Here is a 17,672-nt window from a genome sequence, read left to right as displayed (position 1 = left end):
CGCCGGAGCGGCTGCTAGTCCGCCAGCCAGCTCCGCAGCGCCCGCAGGCACTCACGGATGGCATCGGCGTCGACGTGCTCTTCATCCTTGTGGGCCAGCAGCGGATCGCCGGGGCCGAAGTTCACCGCCGGGATGCCCAGTTCGCTGAAGCGTGCGACGTCGGTCCAACCGTATTTCGGTTTGGGCTCGGCACCGACCGCCGCCACAAAGGACGCCGCAGCAGGGTGGTTCAGTCCCGGCCGGGCGCCGGCGGCAGCGTCGGTGCGCACCACCTCGAAGCCGGCCAGCAGTTCGCGGACTACAGCCTCAGCCTGGTCCGGGGATTTGTCCGGAGCGAAGCGGTAATTGATTTCCACCACGCACCGGTCCGGGATGACGTTACCAGCGGTGCCGCCGTTGATCTTCACGGCGTTGAGGCTTTCCCGGTAGTCGAGGCCGTCCACGTTGATGGTCTGCGGTGTGTATGCTGCCAGCCTGGCGAGGATCGGCGCGGCGGCATGGATGGCATTGCTGCCCATCCAGGCCCGGGCGGAATGGGCCGCCTCCCCCACCGTGGTGGCTTCGAAACGGCTCGTGCCGTTGCAGCCACCTTCCACGGTGCCGTGCGTCGGTTCCAGGAGAATGGCAAAGTCGCCGTCCAGGAGGTCGCCGTGGTTGCGGACCAAGCGGCCCAGGCCGCTCTTCACCGCCTCCACTTCCTCATGGTCATAAAACACAAAGGTGACGTCCCGCTGGGGCGACGCCCCGCCGTCGAACATTGTGGCCGCAAGCGCGAGCTGCACCGCAACCCCGCCTTTCATGTCGGTGGCTCCGCGCCCGTAGAGGACGCCCTTTCCCGGAATGCCGGATTCCCACGTCGACGGGACAGTGCCCCGGGCGCCTTCGGTGGTGGGCAACGGCACGGTGTCCAGGTGCCCGGCCAGGATGACGCGTTCCGGCAGCCCCAGTTCTGTGCGGGCAATAATAGAATCACCGTCGCGGACAACGCGGAGCTGGGGAATGGCACGGAGAGCAAGGTCCACGGCGTCAGCCAGCACCTTCTCGTTACCGGACACACTGTTGATGTCCATCAGGGCGGCGGTCAGCACCGCGACGTCCTGGCGGAGGTCCAAAGGAACGGGGGTCGGTTCAGGGGCGGTTTCGGCAGTCACGTTGCCAGTCTAGTTCGAACCGTATGCCCGGCCCTCGCTAGACTGGGGGCATGACTGAGACTGCTACTTCCGCCGTGCCCGAAGACCAGAACACGACCTCCGAAGACCGCTCCGCTTACGGCTTCGGCCTGGCCACCATCGCCACGTCCGCCGGACACGCCACTGTCCTGGACGTCTGGTTCCCGGCACCGGCCCTGGGCATCGCAGCCGACAGCCTGCGTGCCGTGGAGAATGCGGACGCAACCCTTCTCCAGCTCGCCCAGGACGGCACCGACGCGGACCGCGGCACCGCACAGAAGGTGGTCTTCGTCCAGATTAACCTTGATGAAGCCCCGGCCGACACCGCCGACGCCTACCTTCGCCTCCACCTCCTCTCCCACCGGCTGGCCCGGCCCAACACCATCAACCTGGATGGCATCTTCGGTAAGCTCCCCAACGTTGTCTGGACCAACTTCGGCCCCGCCGCCGTGGATGGCTTCGAACTGACCCGCGCCAAACTTCGCCGCCGCGGCGCCGTGACCGTCTACGGGATCGACAAGTTCCCGCGCATGGTGGACTACGTCGTGCCCTCCGGTGTCCGGATCGCCGACGCCGACCGCGTCCGCCTCGGCGCCCACCTCGCCGAAGGCACCACAGTGATGCACGAAGGCTTCGTGAACTTCAACGCCGGCACCCTGGGCGCGTCCATGGTCGAAGGCCGCATCTCCGCCGGTGTGGTCACCGGGGACGGCAGCGACGTGGGCGGCGGCGCCTCCATCATGGGCACCCTCTCAGGGGGTGGCAAGGAGCGGATCGCCGTCGGTGATCGCGTCCTGCTGGGCGCCAATTCCGGCGTCGGCATCAGCATTGGCGATGACTCCGTCGTGGAAGCAGGCCTCTACGTGACCGCCGGCACGCGCGTTCGCGTTCCCGGACCCAAGGACGAAGTGGGCGAAGACACCACCAAGATCGTGAAGGCGGCAGAGCTCTCCGGCGTCCCCAACCTGCTCTTCCGGCGCAACTCCACCACAGGCGCCGTCGAAGCCTTGCCGCGCAAGGGGCAGACTGTGGAACTGAACGACGCACTCCACGCCAACTGACGCGGTGCTAGCCAGGGGTAGTGGCTTCCGGCGTGCCACGGTGCTCCTGCTCGCCCTGGCGCTCTTGGCCGGCGGTATCTACACGGTGGTGGCATTCGTGCAGCGTTCCGAGAAACTGGTTACGGAACGCTGCACGGCCGACGTCGGCACTCAGTCAGCGGAACTCGCAACCGACCAGACGGCCAATGCCTCGCTAATTGCCGCAGTGGCCGTCCGGCGGGGACTGCCGGCACGGGCAGCCAGCATCGCATTGGCAACCGCCATGCAGGAATCCAAATTGCGCAACATTGAACACGGCGACCTCGCCGGCCCTGATTCCCGCGGACTGTTCCAGCAACGCCCGTCGCAGGGATGGGGCAGTCAGGAACAGATCATGGATCCGTACTATGCGGCCAACGCTTTTTACGACGCCCTGGTCAAAATACCTGGCTATGAGTCCCTCGATATTACCGACGCCGCCCAGCGCGTCCAGCGCTCGGCATTTCCAACCGCCTATGCCCAGCACGAGGTGATGGGCCGGTCCTTCGCGTCCGCATTAACCGGCCAGACTCCGGAGGCGCTTCAATGCACGCTGCGGGCACCCCTGGGAGCGGGCCAACCGGAAACGGTGGACTCGGAGCTGGCCCAGGCCTATGGAGCGCTGGCGACCGCTGTCGAAGGCGAGTCGCTGGTTGTTGAAGCCAGTAACGGCCAGGCTTGGTCCGTTGCGCAGTGGGCCGTGGCCAACGCCAAGGATCTGGCCGTGACCCAGGTGGATGTAGCCGGCCACAGCTGGCTCCGCAAGGACCAGTCAGGTTGGGAAGTATCGGACGCCCCGGATGGGCAGGTCAGGATCACCGTGGCGCCTGCGGCGTAGCGGATCTCCCGGACCGTTTCGAGGGGCTAGGCGGCCGGGATGAGGGAGTCGATGAGCCCTTCGATGCGGGTCTTGATCTCGTCGCGGATGGGGCGGACGGCGTCCACACCCTGCCCGGCCGGATCTTCCAGAACCCAGTCTTCGTAGCGCTTGCCGGGGAAGTACGGGCATTCATCACCGCAGCCCATGGTGATTACCACGTCGGACTCCTTTACGGCCGCCGTGGTAAGGACCTTCGGGATCTCGGCGGACATGTCGATGCCGAGCTCGGCCATGGCCTCGACGGCGGCCGGGTTGACCTTGTCGGCAGGCTGGGATCCGGCGGAGCGGACCTCGATGTTGCCCTTGGCCAGAGTGGTGAGAAAGGCTGCGGCCATCTGGGAGCGGCCTGCGTTGTGGACGCAGACGAACAGGACAGATGGCTTCTTGGCGGTCTCGGTGCTCACGTGGTTTTCTCCTGTAGGGGTTTAGGCGGCGTGCAGGCGGGGTGCGAGGTCATTGACGCGGCTGGCGATCTCGGCGTAGGCGGTTTCGAAGGCGAGTTCAGTGTTCAGCCGAAGCGGATCCGGGACGGACCAGTGTATTCCACCCAGGTTGGGGATTCCCTCGTGGGCGTTATCGCACACGCTCACCACAAAGTCATCGTCATGGGCCACTTCATCGAGCCGGCGAGGCCGGACGTCCGCAAGAGCGACGCCGTGGCGGCTCGCCACACTAATGGCACCTGAGGCGATGCCGTCCGCAGGATGGGTTCCCGCTGACGTTGCCGGAATGTCGCTCACCTGTTGCCAAAGCGCAGTGGCGAGTTGGGACCGGGCACTGTTGCGGGTGCAGACAAAGAGAACGCGGCGGGCTGAGTGTTCGCCGCCGGGGGCCAGCCCATCCAGCGCGCCCGCGGCGAGCCGGATGTAACTGCGGCGCTTGTCCGCCTCTGAACGGTGACGTACTGCGAGGCCCGAGCCTTCCAGCGTGCGCAGATGATGGGACAGCAGGTTTGAGGGCATCCCCAGCTCGGCCTGCAGTTCCGTCGGGGAAAGGTCTCCCAGGGTCAGCAGGTCCACGATGCGCAGCCGCGCGGGATCCGCCAGGGCCGCGTGCTTGGCGACGCGCGCACGGAAGACATCAGCTTGGTCAGTATCCATTGGTCCAATTTTGACTGAGCTAATTCTTTCCGTCAAGCTGTTGCCATGACTTCTCAAGAACCACCGCTGTGGCGCCGCGCCTCCGCCGAACTGATTGGCACCAGTCTGCTCGTGATGATCGTCGTCGGTTCCGGGATCGCCGCCCAGCAGCTCTCCCCCCATGACGTGGGCCTGCAGCTACTCCAGAACAGCACCGCCACTGTCTTGGGTTTGACGGTGCTCATTCTCGTGTTGGGGCCTGTCAGTGGCGCGCACTTCAATCCTGCGGTGTCCCTTGTGGACTGGGTCCTGGGCCGGCGCAGCGGAACCGGGCTGACCCTGCCGGAGCTCGGCACATACGTCATTGCCCAGACCGTTGGCGGGATGAGCGGCAGTGTCATGGCGAACGCCATGTTCGAAGTGGGCACGTCCATCTCAGTCAAGGAGCGGGCCACGCCCGGGCATCTCCTCGGCGAGGTGGTCGCCACCGCAGGGCTCGTCCTGCTGATCTTCGCCCTGGCTGCCACCAAGCGGGGCGCTCTCGCAGCTCCTGCCGTGGGCGCCTACATCGGCGCCGCATACTGGTTCACCTCCTCGACGTCGTTCGCCAACCCCGCGGTGACAGTTGGGCGCATCTTCACTGACACCTTCGCCGGCATCGCACCGGCCTCGGTTCCCGGCTTTGTGATTGCGCAACTGGTAGGGGCGGCCGCAGGGCTCGGGCTGCTGCTGGCGCTGTTCCCGTCCGCGGCCCGGGCCGCGGACGACGCGGTCCTGCCGCACACTTCCGTCTCGAGCAGCTCCTAGCCTGGCCGCAACGGCAACCGCCGTTTACTCGCGGATTCCTCAGGCGAGGATTTCCACGACCGGCTGCACGTAGCTGCGGAAAAGTTCCGGCTGTGACATGAGGTTGTGACTCATGATGATCTTGTCCGGCTCCAGGTACCAGGCGCGCTGTTCATTCAGCGGCAATTCGATGATGGTCAGCTCGAAGTCACGCGCCTCCCGGCCTACCTCCATCAGCCGGTCATCCACCATGTCGCCCAAAAGCTGGTCCGAACCGCTGGCTACCCGCTCCGCCTCCAATCGGGCGTATTCGCTGCGGCGTTCCCGTGCCCAGGTCAGGGCGGCACCGAAATGCGCCTGCAAGACTCGTTGGAGCGCCGGGGAGTTGCCGAAGGCCTCAAAGTCCGGCGGCGCGAGTTCCGGCGAAGTCTGTGGATGCGCCTTGAGCAGTTGCTCCCACCAGGCTTCCCACTCGGTTTTGAGCGCCTTCACACCGCCCACCTCGGCAGTGAGGTGTGAATGGTCGGCATGGCGGACCTTCGGTGCGGCGTGTGAGACTGCCGGATGGCCCGCGCCGTCCAGGCCTGCCGCGTCACGGACAAACAGCGCGATCATCAGGGGTCCGGACGTGTCCGTCGTGATCTGCCAGCCGGAACCGCCTGTTTGATGCATCCCAATTCCTCCTCTGGCCTGCCCTTACAGGGCTTCCGGCCGCTCCGCTTCCCCCGACTCCCAGTCTATTCCCGATGCAGGCGGACGGTAGTGTCAGCCGGCCAAGCTCCTCACGTGCCGGTCCAGCACGTCATGGCACATCTGCGCCGTCATCCATGCGGGCTGGAGGAGAGCGTGCATGCAGAGCCCGTCGAGCGTTGCGAGGAGCCTCTCCGCCTCGACCGTGAGCGAGTGGTGCCCGTCGCCGTCGTCGCTCACCAGGGCAGTAATCACTTGCCCGACGACGGCGGCCACCTCGCGGTGGCTGCGGTCGGCTTCGGCCGCGAGAAACGGCCGGATCCTGGCCGCATTCTTGAAGGCCATCCAGGCACAGGCATCCACGGCACGGTCTTCGTCCAAGGGCAGGAATTCACCCAGCAGGGTTAATACAGCCGCGCGCTGGGCGTCAGAGCCGGGTTCGCTGGCCAGCATCTTGGGCAGGGCTGTCCTGAGCCTTCCCAAAATCCGGTCCACCACGGCGGCGAAGGAAAACCTGAGCAGTTCGTCGCTACCGGCGAAGTAGTGCCGGACGGACCCGACCGCCAGTCCTGCTTCGTCGGCTACCTCACGCAGGGAAGCCCGTTCCAGGCCGTCCACGGCAACGATCCTGCAGACCGCTTCGACGATTTCCGCGCGCCGGGCTTCGGCATCAACAATTTTCGGCACCCCTATTATTTAGCACACCCGTGCTGGAATCCGTCCATCGGCGGATTTGGGATAGCGTTGGGGCATGAAAATACTGGTCACAGGTGGCACCGGGTATATCGGCTCGCACACCGTCTTGTCCCTTCAGGAAGCCGGTCACGACGTGGTGGTGATTGACAACCTGGTGAACTCCAGCGAGGAATCGCTGCGGCGTGTTGCTGAACTCAGCGGCAAGACCGCAGACTTCCATAACGTCGACCTCGTTGATGAGGGTGCGGTGGACCGCGTCTTCGCCGGGAACCGGATCGACGCCGTCATCCACTTCGCCGGCCTCAAGGCCGTGGGCGAGTCCGTCCGTGAACCGCTCAAGTACTACTACAACAACCTTGTGGGCACGCTGAACCTGATCCGGGTGATGGACCGCCACAACGTCCGTTCCATCGTCTTCAGCTCCTCCGCGACGGTCTATGGCGAGCACAACCCCATTCCCTACGTGGAAAAGATGGAGATCGGCGCCAACAACCCCTACGGCCGCACCAAGGAGCAGATCGAGGACATCCTGTCGGACCTCGGCGCCGCGGACAGCCGCTGGCACATCGCCCTGCTGCGCTACTTCAACCCGGTGGGCGCCCACCCGTCCGGCCGCATCGGCGAGGACCCCCAGGGCATCCCCAACAATCTGGTGCCGTTCATCGCCCAGGTTGCCGTCGGCCGCCGCGAGAAGCTGATGGTGTTCGGCGGCGATTACGACACCCCGGACGGCACCTGCCTCCGCGACTACATCCACGTCGTCGACCTCGCCGAAGGCCACGTCGCAGCCCTCAACCACGTCGCGGATCGCGAAGGTGTGTTCCGCTGGAACCTCGGCTCGGGCAAGGGCTCCTCGGTGCTGGAGGTCCTGCGGTCCTTCGAGAAGGCCGTGGGGAAGCCCATCCCCTATGAGATCACCGAGCGCCGGGCGGGTGACCTTCCCGCATTCTGGGCGGACGGTCACCTTCGCGAAGAAGGTGACCGGCCGCCGTCGTACTTGAACCGGTGGGGATTAGCGGACCGGGTAGTCACGCTCCGGCTCGCCGATGTACAGCTGGCGCGGGCGGCCGATCTTAGTGTTCGGGTCGGTGATCATTTCACGCCACTGGGCGATCCAGCCCGGCAGGCGTCCGATGGCGAACAGCACGGTGAACATCTTCTCCGGGAAGCCCATGGCCTTGTAGATCAGGCCGGTGTAGAAGTCCACGTTCGGGTAGAGCTTGCGCTGGATGAAGTAGTCGTCATTCAGCGCCTTCTCCTCCAGGCGGAGGGCGATCTCGAGAAGTTCGTCGTTGCCGCCGAGCTTGCTGAGGATCTCGTGGGCCGTGGCCTTGACGATCTTCGCGCGGGGATCGTAGTTCTTGTAGACGCGGTGTCCGAAGCCCATGAGGCGGACGCCGTCTTCCTTGTTCTTGACCTTCTCCATGTAGTCCTCGGGCTTGGTGCCGTCGGCCTGGATCTGGCGGAGCATTTTGAGCACAGCCTCGTTGGCGCCGCCGTGGGCGGGACCAAAGAGGGCGTTGATGCCTGCAGACACCGAAGCGAAGAGGTTGGCGTTGGAGGAGCCAACCAGGCGCACCGTGGAGGTGGAGCAGTTCTGTTCGTGGTCGGCGTGCAGGATCAGGAGGAGATCCAGGGCCTTGGCGATGACCGGGTCCACTTCGTACTGCTCGGCGGGAAGGCCGAAGCTCAGCCGCATGAAGTTTTCCACGAGGTTGTGGGAGTTGTCCGGGTAGAGCATCGGCTGGCCGATGGACTTCTTGTGCGCGTACGCGGCGATGACCGGCATCTTGGCCATCAGGCGGATGGTGGAGAGCTCCACTTGCTCGGCGTTGAACGGATCCAGGGAGTCCTGGTAGAAGGTGGACAGCGCCGACACGGCAGATGACAGCACGGGCATCGGGTGGGCGTCGCGGGGGAAGCCGCTGAAGAAACCCTTGAGCTCTTCGTGGAGCAGGGTGTGGCGGCGGATCTTCTGGTCAAATGCTTCCAGCTCCGTGGGGCTGGGCAGGTTGCCGTAGATCAGCAGGTAGGAAACCTCGAGGAAGCTGGAGTGCTGCGCCAGCTGCTCGATGGGGTATCCGCGGTAACGCAGGATGCCGGCATCGCCATCGATGTAGGTGATAGCGGAGGTGGTTGCTGCGGTGTTCATGAAGCCGGGGTCAAAGGTGACTGCGCCCGTCTGCTTGAGCAGCTTGGAAACGTCGTAGCCTTCGTTCCCTTCAACAACCTTGATGCGCGGGAGCTTGAGCTCGCCTCCTGCATGGTGCAGGGTTGCGCTGTTGGTCTCAGTCATGGAGTCCCCTTCATGAGGCGCTTGGGCCTCTGTCGAAAGCTTGATCCAACCGGTGAGCCGTGGCACTGTCCCTGTTCATCCAGGAAATCCAACACCCGGGCTGCCTTCTTGTAGAAAGCCACCATTGATAGTCACTTAAAAAATACCGCCCGATGGACTGGTGGCACTAATCGGCGGCCGTCGAAATCCCCCCAAAACGACTTCTTTGTGACGCGAGTCACATGATTGTTACCGACTCGCGGTCAACCTGGCCACCGCCGCGTCGATGCGCTCATCCGTTCCAGTGAGCGCCACCCGAACAAAACCGTTGCCGGCGTCGCCATAAAACACGCCCGGGCCCACCACAATGCCCAAGTCTGCGAGGCGCGCCACGGTTACCCAGGTGTCCTCCCCCGCGGCGGACCAAAGGTACAGCCCGGCGTCGGAATCCTTGATCTCCAGTCCAAAGCGCTGCAGTGCGGGCACCAGGCGTTCCCGCCGTCCGCGGTAGAGCTCCTTCTGGGCCAGCACGTGCGAGTCGTCCCCCAGTGCCACCCGCATCGCCTCCTGGACCGGGTAGGGCACGATCATGCCGGCATGCTTTCGGCTGTTGATGAGGTTGGCCATGATGGCCGGATCGCCTGCCACGAATGCCGCTCGGTAGCCTGCCACGTTGGACTGTTTGCTCAGCGAATACACGGCCAGGACTCCCTCGTGGGACCCTCCGGCAACACGGGGATCCAGGACGCTGGGAACCTTTTCGCCGCCCCGCTGGGCGTCCCAGGAGCCCCAGCCGAGCTCTGCGTAGCACTCATCCGAGGCCACCACGGCGCCCAGTTCGCGCGCCTGAGCCACCAAGGCCTTCAGCGACTCGACGTCCCGCACGCTTCCGGTGGGATTCCCCGGGGAGTTGACCCAGATGAGGCGCACCCTTGCGAGGGTGGCGGCATCGAGCTCGTCCAAATGGTCCGTGGCTACGGAAGTGACCCCTGCCAGCGTGGCACCGATGTCGTAAGTGGGGTAAGCCACCTTGGGGCGGACGACGACGTCGCCCGGCTTAAGTCCGAGCAGGAGCGGCAGCCACGCCACCAGTTCCTTGGACCCAACCGTGGGCATGACGTTTTTGGGGTCGAGTCCCGCAACGCCGCGGCGGCGGCCAAACCACGCCGCGATCGCTTCACGCAGCCCCGGTGTGCCGTGCACGGTGGGGTACCCGGGGGCGTCCGCGGCGGCTCTGAGGGCTTCCTGAATCAGGACCGGCGTGGGGTCCACAGGGGTGCCGATGGAGAGGTTGACGGCCCCGCCGGGATGCTCTGAAGCCTTCGCCAAGTACGGCGCCATGGCCTCCCACGGGTAATCGGGCAGGCTCAGGCCAAAAGTGTTCACCGCTGATGTCACCGGGGCGGCCCGGCTCAGTTGTCTTGGTTCTGCGGCGGCAGCGCGGCAATCATCGGGTGGTCCTTGCCCGTGTTGCCGATCTTCGCGGCACCGCCGGGCGAGCCCAGGTCATCGAAGAATTCGACGTTGGCCTTGTAGTAGTCGGCCCATTCCTCGGGAGTGTCATCCTCGTAGTAAATGGCCTCAACCGGGCACACAGGCTCGCAGGCACCACAGTCGACGCACTCATCGGGATGGATGTACAGCGAACGCTCACCTTCGTAGATGCAGTCGACCGGGCACTCCTCAATACATGCCTTGTCCTTGACATCTACACACGGCTGCGCGATTACGTACGTCACGTCCCTTGCCTCTCCACGTTGTTTCCGGCGACCGCCGGCACTTGTATCCGGCGCAATATCCGGACTGTTGACTTCTGAGCTTATTATCTCCCAGCCCGTTCCCGCGAACCTAGCGGGCCGACCTAGTATGAACTGGTGAGTCCCGTCCAGCCTACGCCCCAAAAATTCCTGGCCGCTGCCGCGCCCGGAACCAGGGTGGTGGTCCGGTACCGGATCGAGGGCGGTCTGACGGACGCGCTAGGCCTCTTGGTGGCCACGGCCGACGGCGAGTGCACCGTCCGGACGCGGCAGGCCGACGTCGTGATCGCCTTGGATCTGGTGGTTGCCGCCAAGGAAGTGCCCCCTGCTCAGTCGCGGCGCCGCGCCCGCCTCCGCGACTGAGCCCGCGGCCTCCTCCCACGCATAAAAAGAAACTGCCAGTACGACGGCGGTCTCCCGCCTGCCGTACCGGCAGCTTCAGTGGTGAGCTAATTCAGGCTTAGACCTTGGCGCGGGCGCGGTTTGCCTTCGCGCGCTCGCCGGCGTCCAGGATGACCTTTCGGATGCGGATGGATTCCGGGGTGACCTCGACGCACTCATCTTCGCGGGCGAATTCGAGGGACTCTTCGAGGGTCAGGTCGCGAGGCGGCGTCATGTTTTCGAAGGTGTCCGAGGAAGCTGCGCGCATGTTGGTGAGCTGCTTCTCGCGAGTGATGTTTACGTCCATGTCATCGGCGCGGGAGTTCTCGCCAACGATCATGCCCTCGTAAACCTCAGAGGTGGGCTGCACGAAGAAGGTCATGCGTTCCTGGAGCTTGATCATCGCGAACGGGGTGACAACGCCTGAGCGGTCAGCCACGATCGAACCGTTGGTGCGGTATTCGATGGGGCCGGCCCACGGCTCGTAGCCTTCGGCCAGCGAGGAAGCGATACCGGCACCGCGGGTGTCGGTCAAGAAGCGCGTGCGGAAACCGATCAGGCCACGGGCCGGAACGATGAATTCCATACGGCACCAGCCGGTACCGTGGTTGGCCATGTTGGTCATGCGGCCCTTGCGGGAGGCCATCAGCTGAGTCACGGCGCCCAAGTATTCTTCGGGAACGTCGATGGTCATGTGTTCCATCGGCTCGTGAACCTTGCCCTCAACGGTCTTGGTCACTACCTGCGGCTTACCAACGGTGAGCTCGAAGCCTTCACGGCGCATCTGCTCAACGAGGATGGACAGAGCCAATTCGCCACGGCCCTGAACTTCCCAAGCGTCGGGACGCTCGGTGGGCAGAACGTTCAGGGAAACGTTACCGATCAGTTCCTTGTCCAGACGGTCCTTCACCTGGCGTGCAGTGACCTTGTGGCCCTTGACCTTACCGGCGATCGGGGAGGTGTTGATACCGATGGTCATGGAGATTGCCGGCGGGTCAACCGTGATCAGTGGCAACGGCTGCGGGTTGTCGACGTCGGTGAGGGTCTCACCGATGGTGATCTCCTCGATGCCGGCGACGGCGACGATTTCGCCCGGCCCTGCAGACTCGGCCGGAACGCGGTCCAGCGCCTTGGTGGCCAGCAGTTCGGTGATCTTGACAGTCTTCATTTCGCCGTTGGCGCGGGCCCAGGCAACGGTCTGACCCTTGCGGAGGGTGCCGTTGTAAATACGGAGCAGCGCGAGACGGCCCAGGAACGGCGAAGCGTCCAGGTTGGTCACGTGTGCCTGGAGGACGCCGTTCGGGTTGTAGGTCGGGGCCGGGATGTGCTCAATGATGGTCTTGAACAGCGGCTCAAGGTCTTCGTTGTCCGGAGCTGAGCCGTCGGCGGGTTGGTCCAAAGAGGCGCGGCCAACCTTGGCTGCTGCGTAGACGACCGGGACGTTGAGGATCTTGTCCAGATCCAGGTCCGGAACTTCGTCGGCGAGGTCCGAGGCGAGGCCCAGGAGCAGGTCCATGGACTCGTGGACAACTTCCTCGATACGCGCGTCGGGGCGGTCAGTCTTGTTAACCAGCAGGATAACCGGCTTGTGCGCGGCGAGTGCCTTACGCAGCACGAAGCGGGTCTGCGGCAACGGGCCCTCGGAAGCGTCAACAAGCAGAACAACGCCGTCAACCATGGACAGGCCGCGCTCCACCTCGCCACCGAAGTCGGCGTGGCCCGGGGTGTCGATCACGTTGATGGTGATGGTTTCACCGTTGGAGGAAGGTCCGTTGTAGGCCACCGTGGTGTTCTTGGCCAGGATGGTGATGCCCTTTTCGCGCTCCAGGTCACCGGAGTCCATGACACGGTCTTCGAGGTGGTTGTGTTCGGCAAAAGAGTTGGTCTGCTTGAGCATGGCATCGACCAGTGTGGTCTTGCCGTGGTCAACGTGGGCCACGATCGCGACGTTACGCAGGTCACTGCGTGATGCAGTGGCTACCGCAGTGTTGGTGGTGGTTTCAGACATGCGTTATTGCTCGATTCAGTGTGAGTCAGCTGTTGTTTCGCCGCATTTCCAACCGGAGTCCACGACGGATTGGCCCATTAACACAGGGCGCCTTCCATTATTCTAAACGCTGCGGCCTAAGGCGCCTAAAAATCCACCGAGGCCCCACTACCGGCAGACTCGGCAAATCTTTGCCGGATGCAGCTATGGAGTGGGCAAAGTCACTGGATTTTCGTGACTTGATGCTTCATTATTGCTGTGATACTTCAAGCCCGGAGAACCACTGATGCAAAAAGCCTCGGCTCTGTCCCGCTTAGTCGCATCGGGAATCGCTGCCGGCGTCCTCCTCTGCAGCTGCGGGCTGCCACCTTCACCCCCTGCTTCGTCCGCCACGCAGCCGCCCGCGGCAACGGCCGGTGCGCCTGCTGCCGCTGGGCCGGGCGCCGCGGGCGGGACTGCCAGTGGCTACATAGCTCGCGGGGCTGATCCGGATGCCCTCCCGCCCGGTTCGGTTGTCCGTAATCGCGCCAGCGGCCGCGACGAAGTGGTGGTCCCGGACATGAGGCACACCGCCCTGCTCATTGGCGACTCACAATCCGAACCCGCCGACGGCTGGCCGCGGCTTGGCCTGGCCGCCGTTGGCTACAAGGTCCAATTCTGCGGCCTGGGCGGAACCGGCTTTGTGGCGGCAAATGGAAAGACAGGCAACTACATCGATGCCCTGGAACGGGGCGACTGGAAGCTTCCTTACGGAACCCCGGCCCTGATTGTGATCCAAGGGGGCGGCAACGATGCAGCCCAAGGCGCTACGGACGCGCAGATAGTGGCCAATGCGGACCGTCTGATCGGCGCCCTTAGGGACCGCTACCCTGACAGCCGGCTCGCCATGATCGGAACGTTGGCCCGCGGAACAAACTACGGGGGCGGACGCAGGGCACAGGTGGATGCACTCCTGGGAAGCCTGGCAGCCAAGCACGGCATACCGTTTGTAGGCGTGGGTGACTGGTTGACCAAGTACAACCTCACCAAGAATATGGCAGACGCCGTACACGTGAACGCCTCCGGCCGAAAGACACTGGGCTCCCTGCTCGGCGACAGCCTCCGGAAACTCGATCTCCAGTTATAGACGGAACAGGAGCCGGCGCCCTTCCGGGCACCGGCTCCTACTTTCCCTGACAGGCCCTACTATTTAGGCCACTTCCGGCGGAAGCATAAGCTTCGCCCCGGGAATGGCGTTGAGCAGTGCCTTGGTGTAGTCCTGCCGGGGCGATTCGAAAACGTCGTCCGTGGAGCCCGTTTCCACCAGCTTCCCCTTTTCCATCACACACACGTGGTCAGCTATTTGCCGGACCACCGCAAGGTCATGGGTAATAAAGAGGTAGGTCAGCCCCAGATTGGCCTGGAGATCGGCCAGGAGATTCAGGACCTGTGCCTGGACCAGCACGTCCAAAGCGGATACGGCCTCATCGCAAATGATCACTTCCGGGTCCAGTGCAAGGGCCCGGGCAATGGCAATACGCTGACGTTGGCCGCCCGAAAGTTCATTCGGGTACCGCTGCATGGTCGACTGAGGCAAAGCCACCTGGTCCAGGAGTTCGCGGACCTTCTTTTCGCGGCTTGCAGCGTCACCAATTTTGTGGACCCGCAACGGCTCCTCGATGGTCCGGAAGATGTTGTACATCGGGTCCAGCGAACCGTACGGGTCCTGGAAGATCGGCTGCACCCGGCGCCGGAACTTGAAGAGTTCCTTGGGCTTGAGCAGTGACGTGTCGACGCCGTCGAAAAGAATCCTGCCTTCGGTAGGCTTTTCGAGTTGCAGGACCATTCTGGCCACAGTGGACTTGCCCGAACCGGACTCCCCCACAATGGCGGTGGTGGTTCCCCGCTTGACGTCGAAGCTCACGCCGTCGACGGCTGCAAAGTCCGTCGATTTCCCCAAGCCGCTACGCAGTTTGTAGACCCTCCGCAGGTCCTGGATCTGCAGGATGTTATCCGCGGCAGTTGCCTCGGCCGCGGGGGCCAACAGGTCTGACGCTTCCACACCCTGTTCCTTGGCGACCTGAATACGCCGGCTTGCCAGCGAAGGGGCGGATTCGACCAGTCGCTTGGTATAGGGGTGCTGCGGGTTCCGGAGCAACTCCAGGGAAGGACCGGCTTCCACAACCTGGCCCCGGTACATCACCACCACCTTGTCTGCCCGCTCAGCGGCCAGACCCAGGTCGTGGGTGATGAGCAGGACGGCCGTGCCGAGCTCAGTGGTCATGGTTTCCAGGTGATCCAGGATCTGCCGCTGGACGGTGACGTCCAGGGCCGACGTCGGCTCATCCGCGATGAGCAGTCGCGGCTGGCAGGACAGCCCGATAGCGATCAGCGCACGTTGGCGCATACCGCCGGAAAACTCGTGCGGGTACTGGTTGGCGCGCCGGTGGGCGTCCGGGAGGCCCGCCTCGGACAGCACCTTGGCGATGTCGTCCGGGCCGCTGGGCTGCCCGTTGGCCCTTAGTGTCTCCTTGACCTGGTAGCCGATCTTCCAGACCGGGTTCAGGTTGGACATGGGATCCTGCGGGACCATGCCAATCGTGTTGCCGCGCAGTTCGATCATCCGCTTTTCGGAGGCATGGGCTATGTCCTCCCCGTCAAGGAGGATCTGCCCGCCCGACACCGCGCCGTTGGTGGGCAGGAGCCCGATGGCGGCAAGCGCGGTGGTGGATTTGCCGGAGCCTGATTCGCCCACAATGGCCACGGTCTCACCGGGCATCATGGTCAGGTGCGCATTACGTACTGCCTGGACGTCACCGCCGCCGGTCTTGAACGTAATGGCCAGGTCGCGGATTTCCAGCAAAGGCTTTAGGCCCGCGGGGCCGGCCTCGTCGATGTTGATTTCGGGAGTAGTCATCTCTTTGTCTCTCATCGCTGACGGCTCTTCGGATCAAGCGCGTCCCGGACAGCATCACCGAGCATGATGAAGCTCAGCACGGTGATGGACAGCGCCGCTGCCGGGTAGAGCATGATCTGTGGATGGGTGCGGATGGATGCCTGGGCACCCGCGATGTCATTGCCCCAGGACATGATGCCCTGCGGGAGGCCAATGCCCAGGAAGGACAGGGTGGCTTCGGCCACGATAAACACACCCAGTTCCAAGGTGGCCAGGACGATGATCGGTGCCAGCGCGTTCGGCAGGACGTGCCGGACAAGCGCGCCGAACCTCGAAACGCCCAACGAGCGGGCCGCGGTCACGAAGTCTGCGTTGCGGACCTCGATCACGGCTCCGCGGGTGATGCGCGCCATTTGAGGCCAGGCCAGCAGGGCAATCACGAAAACAACGGACCAGACGCTTCTGTTTTCCCGGAAGACCGGCAGCTGCGTGATGATCAGCGCGCCCAATATCAGGGGGAGAGCGAAAAAGATGTCACCGAGTCGGGCCAGGACTGAGTCAACCCACCCGCCGTAGTAGCCTGCGATGGCGCCGATGGTGACACCGATAACAAGCACGCACAGGACGGAAAGCACACCCACCGATAGGGAGGCCTGCGTGCCGTGGACAACGCGGGAGTAGATGTCACAGCCCTGGAACGTGAAGCCGAACGGGTGGCCCGCCGTGGGTCCCCCTTCCGAGTTGGCCAGTTCGCACCCATCGTTAGGTGCAACGGAGGAAAAGAGGCCGGGGAAGAGCGCCACGACCACCAGCAGCAGGATCAGGAGCGAGGAAATGATGAACAGCGGCCGGCGGCGGAGCTTACGCCATGCGTCCGACCATAGGCTCAGTGGTGCCTGGTCGGTTTTGACGGCGTCCGTTGCAAGCAGCGGAGTCTCGTCGATGGGCGCCACGAAGTGGCTGTTATTACTGGTCATAACGGATCCTCGGGTCTAGCCATGCATACAGGAGATCAACGAGCAGGTTGGCCACCACAAAGATCAACACCAGCACGCTGACAATGGAAACGATTGTCGGTCCCTCTGTGCGCAAAATGGCCTGATAGAGCTTGTTGCCTACGCCGGGAACGTTGAAGATACCTTCCGTCACGATGGCCCCGCCCATCAGGCCGCCGAGGTTGGCGCCGAGGTAAGTTACCACCGGTATCAAGGAGTTGCGCAAGATATGTGCAATCACAACCCGCGGCCGGGACAGGCCCTTTGCGGTGGCGGTCCGTACATAGTCGGCGTTCATGTTTTCGCTCACCGAGGCCCGGGTCAGGCGAAGCACATAGGCAAATGACACCAAGCCCAGGACCACGGCGGGTAGCAGCAGGCTGCCCCAGTCCGCGTTCGCACCGACCGTGGGTTTGGCCCAACCAAGTTGGACACCGAAAACCAATTGGAAAACGAAGCCGAGGACGAACGTGGGAACTGCAATGACCACGAGGGAGGCCACCAGGACGGTGGAGTCGAACCAGCCGCCTCGGCGAAGGCCGGCGAAAACGCCGAAGGCAACGCCGAAAACTGCCTGAATGAGCAGCGCCTCAGTGGCAAGCATCGCCGTCACCGGGAAGGCTCGGGCAAGGCTCGCTGCAATGGGCTGACCGGTGAAGTCATTGCCCAGATTGAAGGTGAAGAGGTTCTGCAGGAACAGTCCGTACTGGACCCAGAACGGCTGGTCGAGGTGGTACTGGCTGCGGAGGATATCGATAACCGCCTGCGGGGGCTGGCGGTCCCCGAAGAGTGCCGCGATGGGGTCGCCGGGGAGGGCAAAGACCATGTAGTAGACCAAAAGCGTGGTGCCGATGAAAACTGGGATCACTTGCAGAAGTCGTTTCAGGATGAAGCTGACCACAGGATCACCGGCTTTCCTGATGCGAAGAAAACGGGTTCATTTGTGCCTTCCTGCCATGCAGGCAAATGGGGGCCGGTCGCGAAGACCGGACCCCCATTCGCCTGTCGGCAAGTTAGATGCTG

General features: G+C 63.9%; 17 protein-coding genes and 1 pseudogene. 6 read left to right on the top strand and 12 right to left on the bottom strand.

The window, feature by feature from the left end; translation table 11 throughout:
- Nucleotides 1–14: 14 nt before the first annotated feature.
- Entirely contained in the window at nt 15–1,151 is a 1,137-nt protein-coding gene (dapE, locus tag AB4Y73_RS04195; RefSeq protein ID WP_441868911.1) for a succinyl-diaminopimelate desuccinylase, read from the bottom strand.
- A 50-nt stretch (nt 1,152–1,201) separates the two neighbouring features.
- Here dapE and dapD point away from each other — a divergent pair, with 50 nt between their 5' ends.
- Nucleotides 1,202–2,230 (top strand): 2,3,4,5-tetrahydropyridine-2,6-dicarboxylate N-succinyltransferase, encoded by a 1,029-nt coding sequence (gene dapD / locus AB4Y73_RS04190; protein WP_441868908.1) that lies wholly within the window; start codon nt 1,202–1,204, stop codon nt 2,228–2,230.
- Nucleotides 2,231–2,234: 4 nt separating this feature from the next.
- On the top strand, nt 2,235–3,086 hold the full coding sequence (locus tag AB4Y73_RS04185) for a hypothetical protein (RefSeq protein ID WP_441868905.1): 852 nt from the start codon (nt 2,235–2,237) through the stop codon (nt 3,084–3,086).
- Between the two features lie 26 nt (nt 3,087–3,112).
- On the opposite strand, the gene AB4Y73_RS04180 is transcribed toward AB4Y73_RS04185, so the two are convergent.
- Nucleotides 3,113–3,532, bottom strand: coding sequence for an arsenate reductase ArsC (locus AB4Y73_RS04180; protein WP_441868902.1), 420 nt, complete (start codon nt 3,530–3,532; stop codon nt 3,113–3,115).
- A 21-nt stretch (nt 3,533–3,553) separates the two neighbouring features.
- Nucleotides 3,554–4,228, bottom strand: a complete 675-nt coding sequence (locus AB4Y73_RS04175) for an arsenate reductase/protein-tyrosine-phosphatase family protein (RefSeq protein WP_441868899.1) — start codon at nt 4,226–4,228, stop codon at nt 3,554–3,556.
- 45 nt (nt 4,229–4,273) lie between these two features.
- On the opposite strand from AB4Y73_RS04175, the gene AB4Y73_RS04170 reads away from it, so the two are divergent.
- Entirely contained in the window at nt 4,274–5,014 is a 741-nt protein-coding gene (locus AB4Y73_RS04170) for an aquaporin (RefSeq protein ID WP_441868896.1), read from the top strand.
- 39 nt (nt 5,015–5,053) lie between these two features.
- On the opposite strand, the gene AB4Y73_RS04165 is transcribed toward AB4Y73_RS04170, so the two are convergent.
- Nucleotides 5,054–5,665, bottom strand: coding sequence for a hypothetical protein (locus AB4Y73_RS04165; RefSeq protein WP_441868893.1), 612 nt, complete (start codon nt 5,663–5,665; stop codon nt 5,054–5,056).
- 93 nt (nt 5,666–5,758) lie between these two features.
- Nucleotides 5,759–6,370, bottom strand: coding sequence for a TetR/AcrR family transcriptional regulator (locus AB4Y73_RS04160; protein WP_441868890.1), 612 nt, complete (start codon nt 6,368–6,370; stop codon nt 5,759–5,761).
- Nucleotides 6,371–6,434: 64 nt separating this feature from the next.
- Between AB4Y73_RS04160 and galE the strand changes: the two are divergent.
- A pseudogene (gene galE, locus AB4Y73_RS04155) lies at nt 6,435–7,337 on the top strand (UDP-glucose 4-epimerase GalE); the annotation flags it as partial.
- A 54-nt stretch (nt 7,338–7,391) separates the two neighbouring features.
- Here galE and AB4Y73_RS04150 read toward each other — a convergent pair.
- The 3 genes from AB4Y73_RS04150 to fdxA all read right to left on the bottom strand — a co-directional run bounded on the left by AB4Y73_RS04150 (nt 7,392) and on the right by fdxA (nt 10,393).
- Entirely contained in the window at nt 7,392–8,675 is a 1,284-nt protein-coding gene (locus AB4Y73_RS04150; protein WP_441868887.1) for a citrate synthase, read from the bottom strand.
- A gap of 228 nt (nt 8,676–8,903) precedes the next feature.
- Complete coding sequence (dapC, locus tag AB4Y73_RS04145) at nt 8,904–10,052, bottom strand: succinyldiaminopimelate transaminase (protein ID WP_441868884.1); 1,149 nt, start codon at nt 10,050–10,052, stop codon at nt 8,904–8,906.
- A gap of 14 nt (nt 10,053–10,066) precedes the next feature.
- Nucleotides 10,067–10,393 carry a ferredoxin gene (gene fdxA, locus AB4Y73_RS04140; RefSeq protein WP_441868881.1) on the bottom strand — a complete coding sequence of 109 codons (327 nt, stop codon included), beginning with the start codon at nt 10,391–10,393 and terminating at the stop codon, nt 10,067–10,069.
- A 135-nt stretch (nt 10,394–10,528) separates the two neighbouring features.
- Between fdxA and AB4Y73_RS04135 the strand changes: the two genes are divergently transcribed.
- Nucleotides 10,529–10,774 carry a putative acetyltransferase gene (locus AB4Y73_RS04135; RefSeq protein ID WP_441868878.1) on the top strand — a complete coding sequence of 82 codons (246 nt, stop codon included), beginning with the start codon at nt 10,529–10,531 and terminating at the stop codon, nt 10,772–10,774.
- A gap of 97 nt (nt 10,775–10,871) precedes the next feature.
- On the opposite strand, the gene typA is transcribed toward AB4Y73_RS04135, so the two are convergent.
- The gene (gene typA / locus AB4Y73_RS04130) at nt 10,872–12,800 is read right to left on the bottom strand and encodes a translational GTPase TypA (protein ID WP_441868875.1); all 1,929 of its coding nucleotides are present in this window, start codon (nt 12,798–12,800) and stop codon (nt 10,872–10,874) included.
- A 538-nt stretch (nt 12,801–13,338) separates the two neighbouring features.
- Here typA and AB4Y73_RS04125 point away from each other — a divergent pair.
- Nucleotides 13,339–13,905 carry an SGNH/GDSL hydrolase family protein gene (locus AB4Y73_RS04125; protein WP_441868872.1) on the top strand — a complete coding sequence of 189 codons (567 nt, stop codon included), beginning with the start codon at nt 13,339–13,341 and terminating at the stop codon, nt 13,903–13,905.
- A 63-nt stretch (nt 13,906–13,968) separates the two neighbouring features.
- On the opposite strand, the gene AB4Y73_RS04120 is transcribed toward AB4Y73_RS04125, so the two are convergent.
- The 3 genes from AB4Y73_RS04120 to AB4Y73_RS04110 are packed head-to-tail and all read right to left on the bottom strand — an operon-like array spanning nt 13,969 to nt 17,550.
- The gene (locus AB4Y73_RS04120; RefSeq protein ID WP_441868869.1) at nt 13,969–15,675 is read right to left on the bottom strand and encodes a dipeptide ABC transporter ATP-binding protein; all 1,707 of its coding nucleotides are present in this window, start codon (nt 15,673–15,675) and stop codon (nt 13,969–13,971) included.
- Nucleotides 15,676–15,686: 11 nt separating this feature from the next.
- On the bottom strand, nt 15,687–16,631 hold the full coding sequence (locus AB4Y73_RS04115; protein ID WP_441868866.1) for an ABC transporter permease: 945 nt from the start codon (nt 16,629–16,631) through the stop codon (nt 15,687–15,689).
- On the bottom strand, nt 16,621–17,550 hold the full coding sequence (locus AB4Y73_RS04110) for an ABC transporter permease (protein ID WP_441868863.1): 930 nt from the start codon (nt 17,548–17,550) through the stop codon (nt 16,621–16,623). Before AB4Y73_RS04110 ends, AB4Y73_RS04115 begins: the two co-directional genes overlap by 11 nt.
- Nucleotides 17,551–17,672: the final 122 nt, after the last annotated feature.

The sequence above is a fragment of the Pseudarthrobacter sp. TAF60_1 genome (genome assembly GCF_052113505.1).
Lineage (GTDB): Bacteria > Actinomycetota > Actinomycetes > Actinomycetales > Micrococcaceae > Arthrobacter.
Note: the sequence above shows the minus strand (reverse complement) of the source record. Positions and strands in the feature narration are given on the sequence as shown.

Bases quoted from the DNA above. Each gene is read 5' to 3' on its own strand.
- dapD (WP_441868908.1), top strand. From the start codon at position 1,202: ATGACTGAGACTGCTACTTCCGCCGTGCCCGAAGACCAGAACACGACC.
- AB4Y73_RS04175 (WP_441868899.1), bottom strand. From the start codon at position 4,228: ATGGATACTGACCAAGCTGATGTCTTCCGTGCGCGCGTCGCCAAGCAC.
- AB4Y73_RS04170 (WP_441868896.1), top strand. From the start codon at position 4,274: ATGACTTCTCAAGAACCACCGCTGTGGCGCCGCGCCTCCGCCGAACTG.
- AB4Y73_RS04165 (WP_441868893.1), bottom strand. From the start codon at position 5,665: ATGCATCAAACAGGCGGTTCCGGCTGGCAGATCACGACGGACACGTCC.
- AB4Y73_RS04150 (WP_441868887.1), bottom strand. From the start codon at position 8,675: ATGACTGAGACCAACAGCGCAACCCTGCACCATGCAGGAGGCGAGCTC.
- typA (WP_441868875.1), bottom strand. From the start codon at position 12,800: ATGTCTGAAACCACCACCAACACTGCGGTAGCCACTGCATCACGCAGT.
- AB4Y73_RS04125 (WP_441868872.1), top strand. From the start codon at position 13,339: ATGAGGCACACCGCCCTGCTCATTGGCGACTCACAATCCGAACCCGCC.
- AB4Y73_RS04120 (WP_441868869.1), bottom strand. From the start codon at position 15,675: ATGACTACTCCCGAAATCAACATCGACGAGGCCGGCCCCGCGGGCCTA.
- AB4Y73_RS04115 (WP_441868866.1), bottom strand. From the start codon at position 16,631: ATGACCAGTAATAACAGCCACTTCGTGGCGCCCATCGACGAGACTCCG.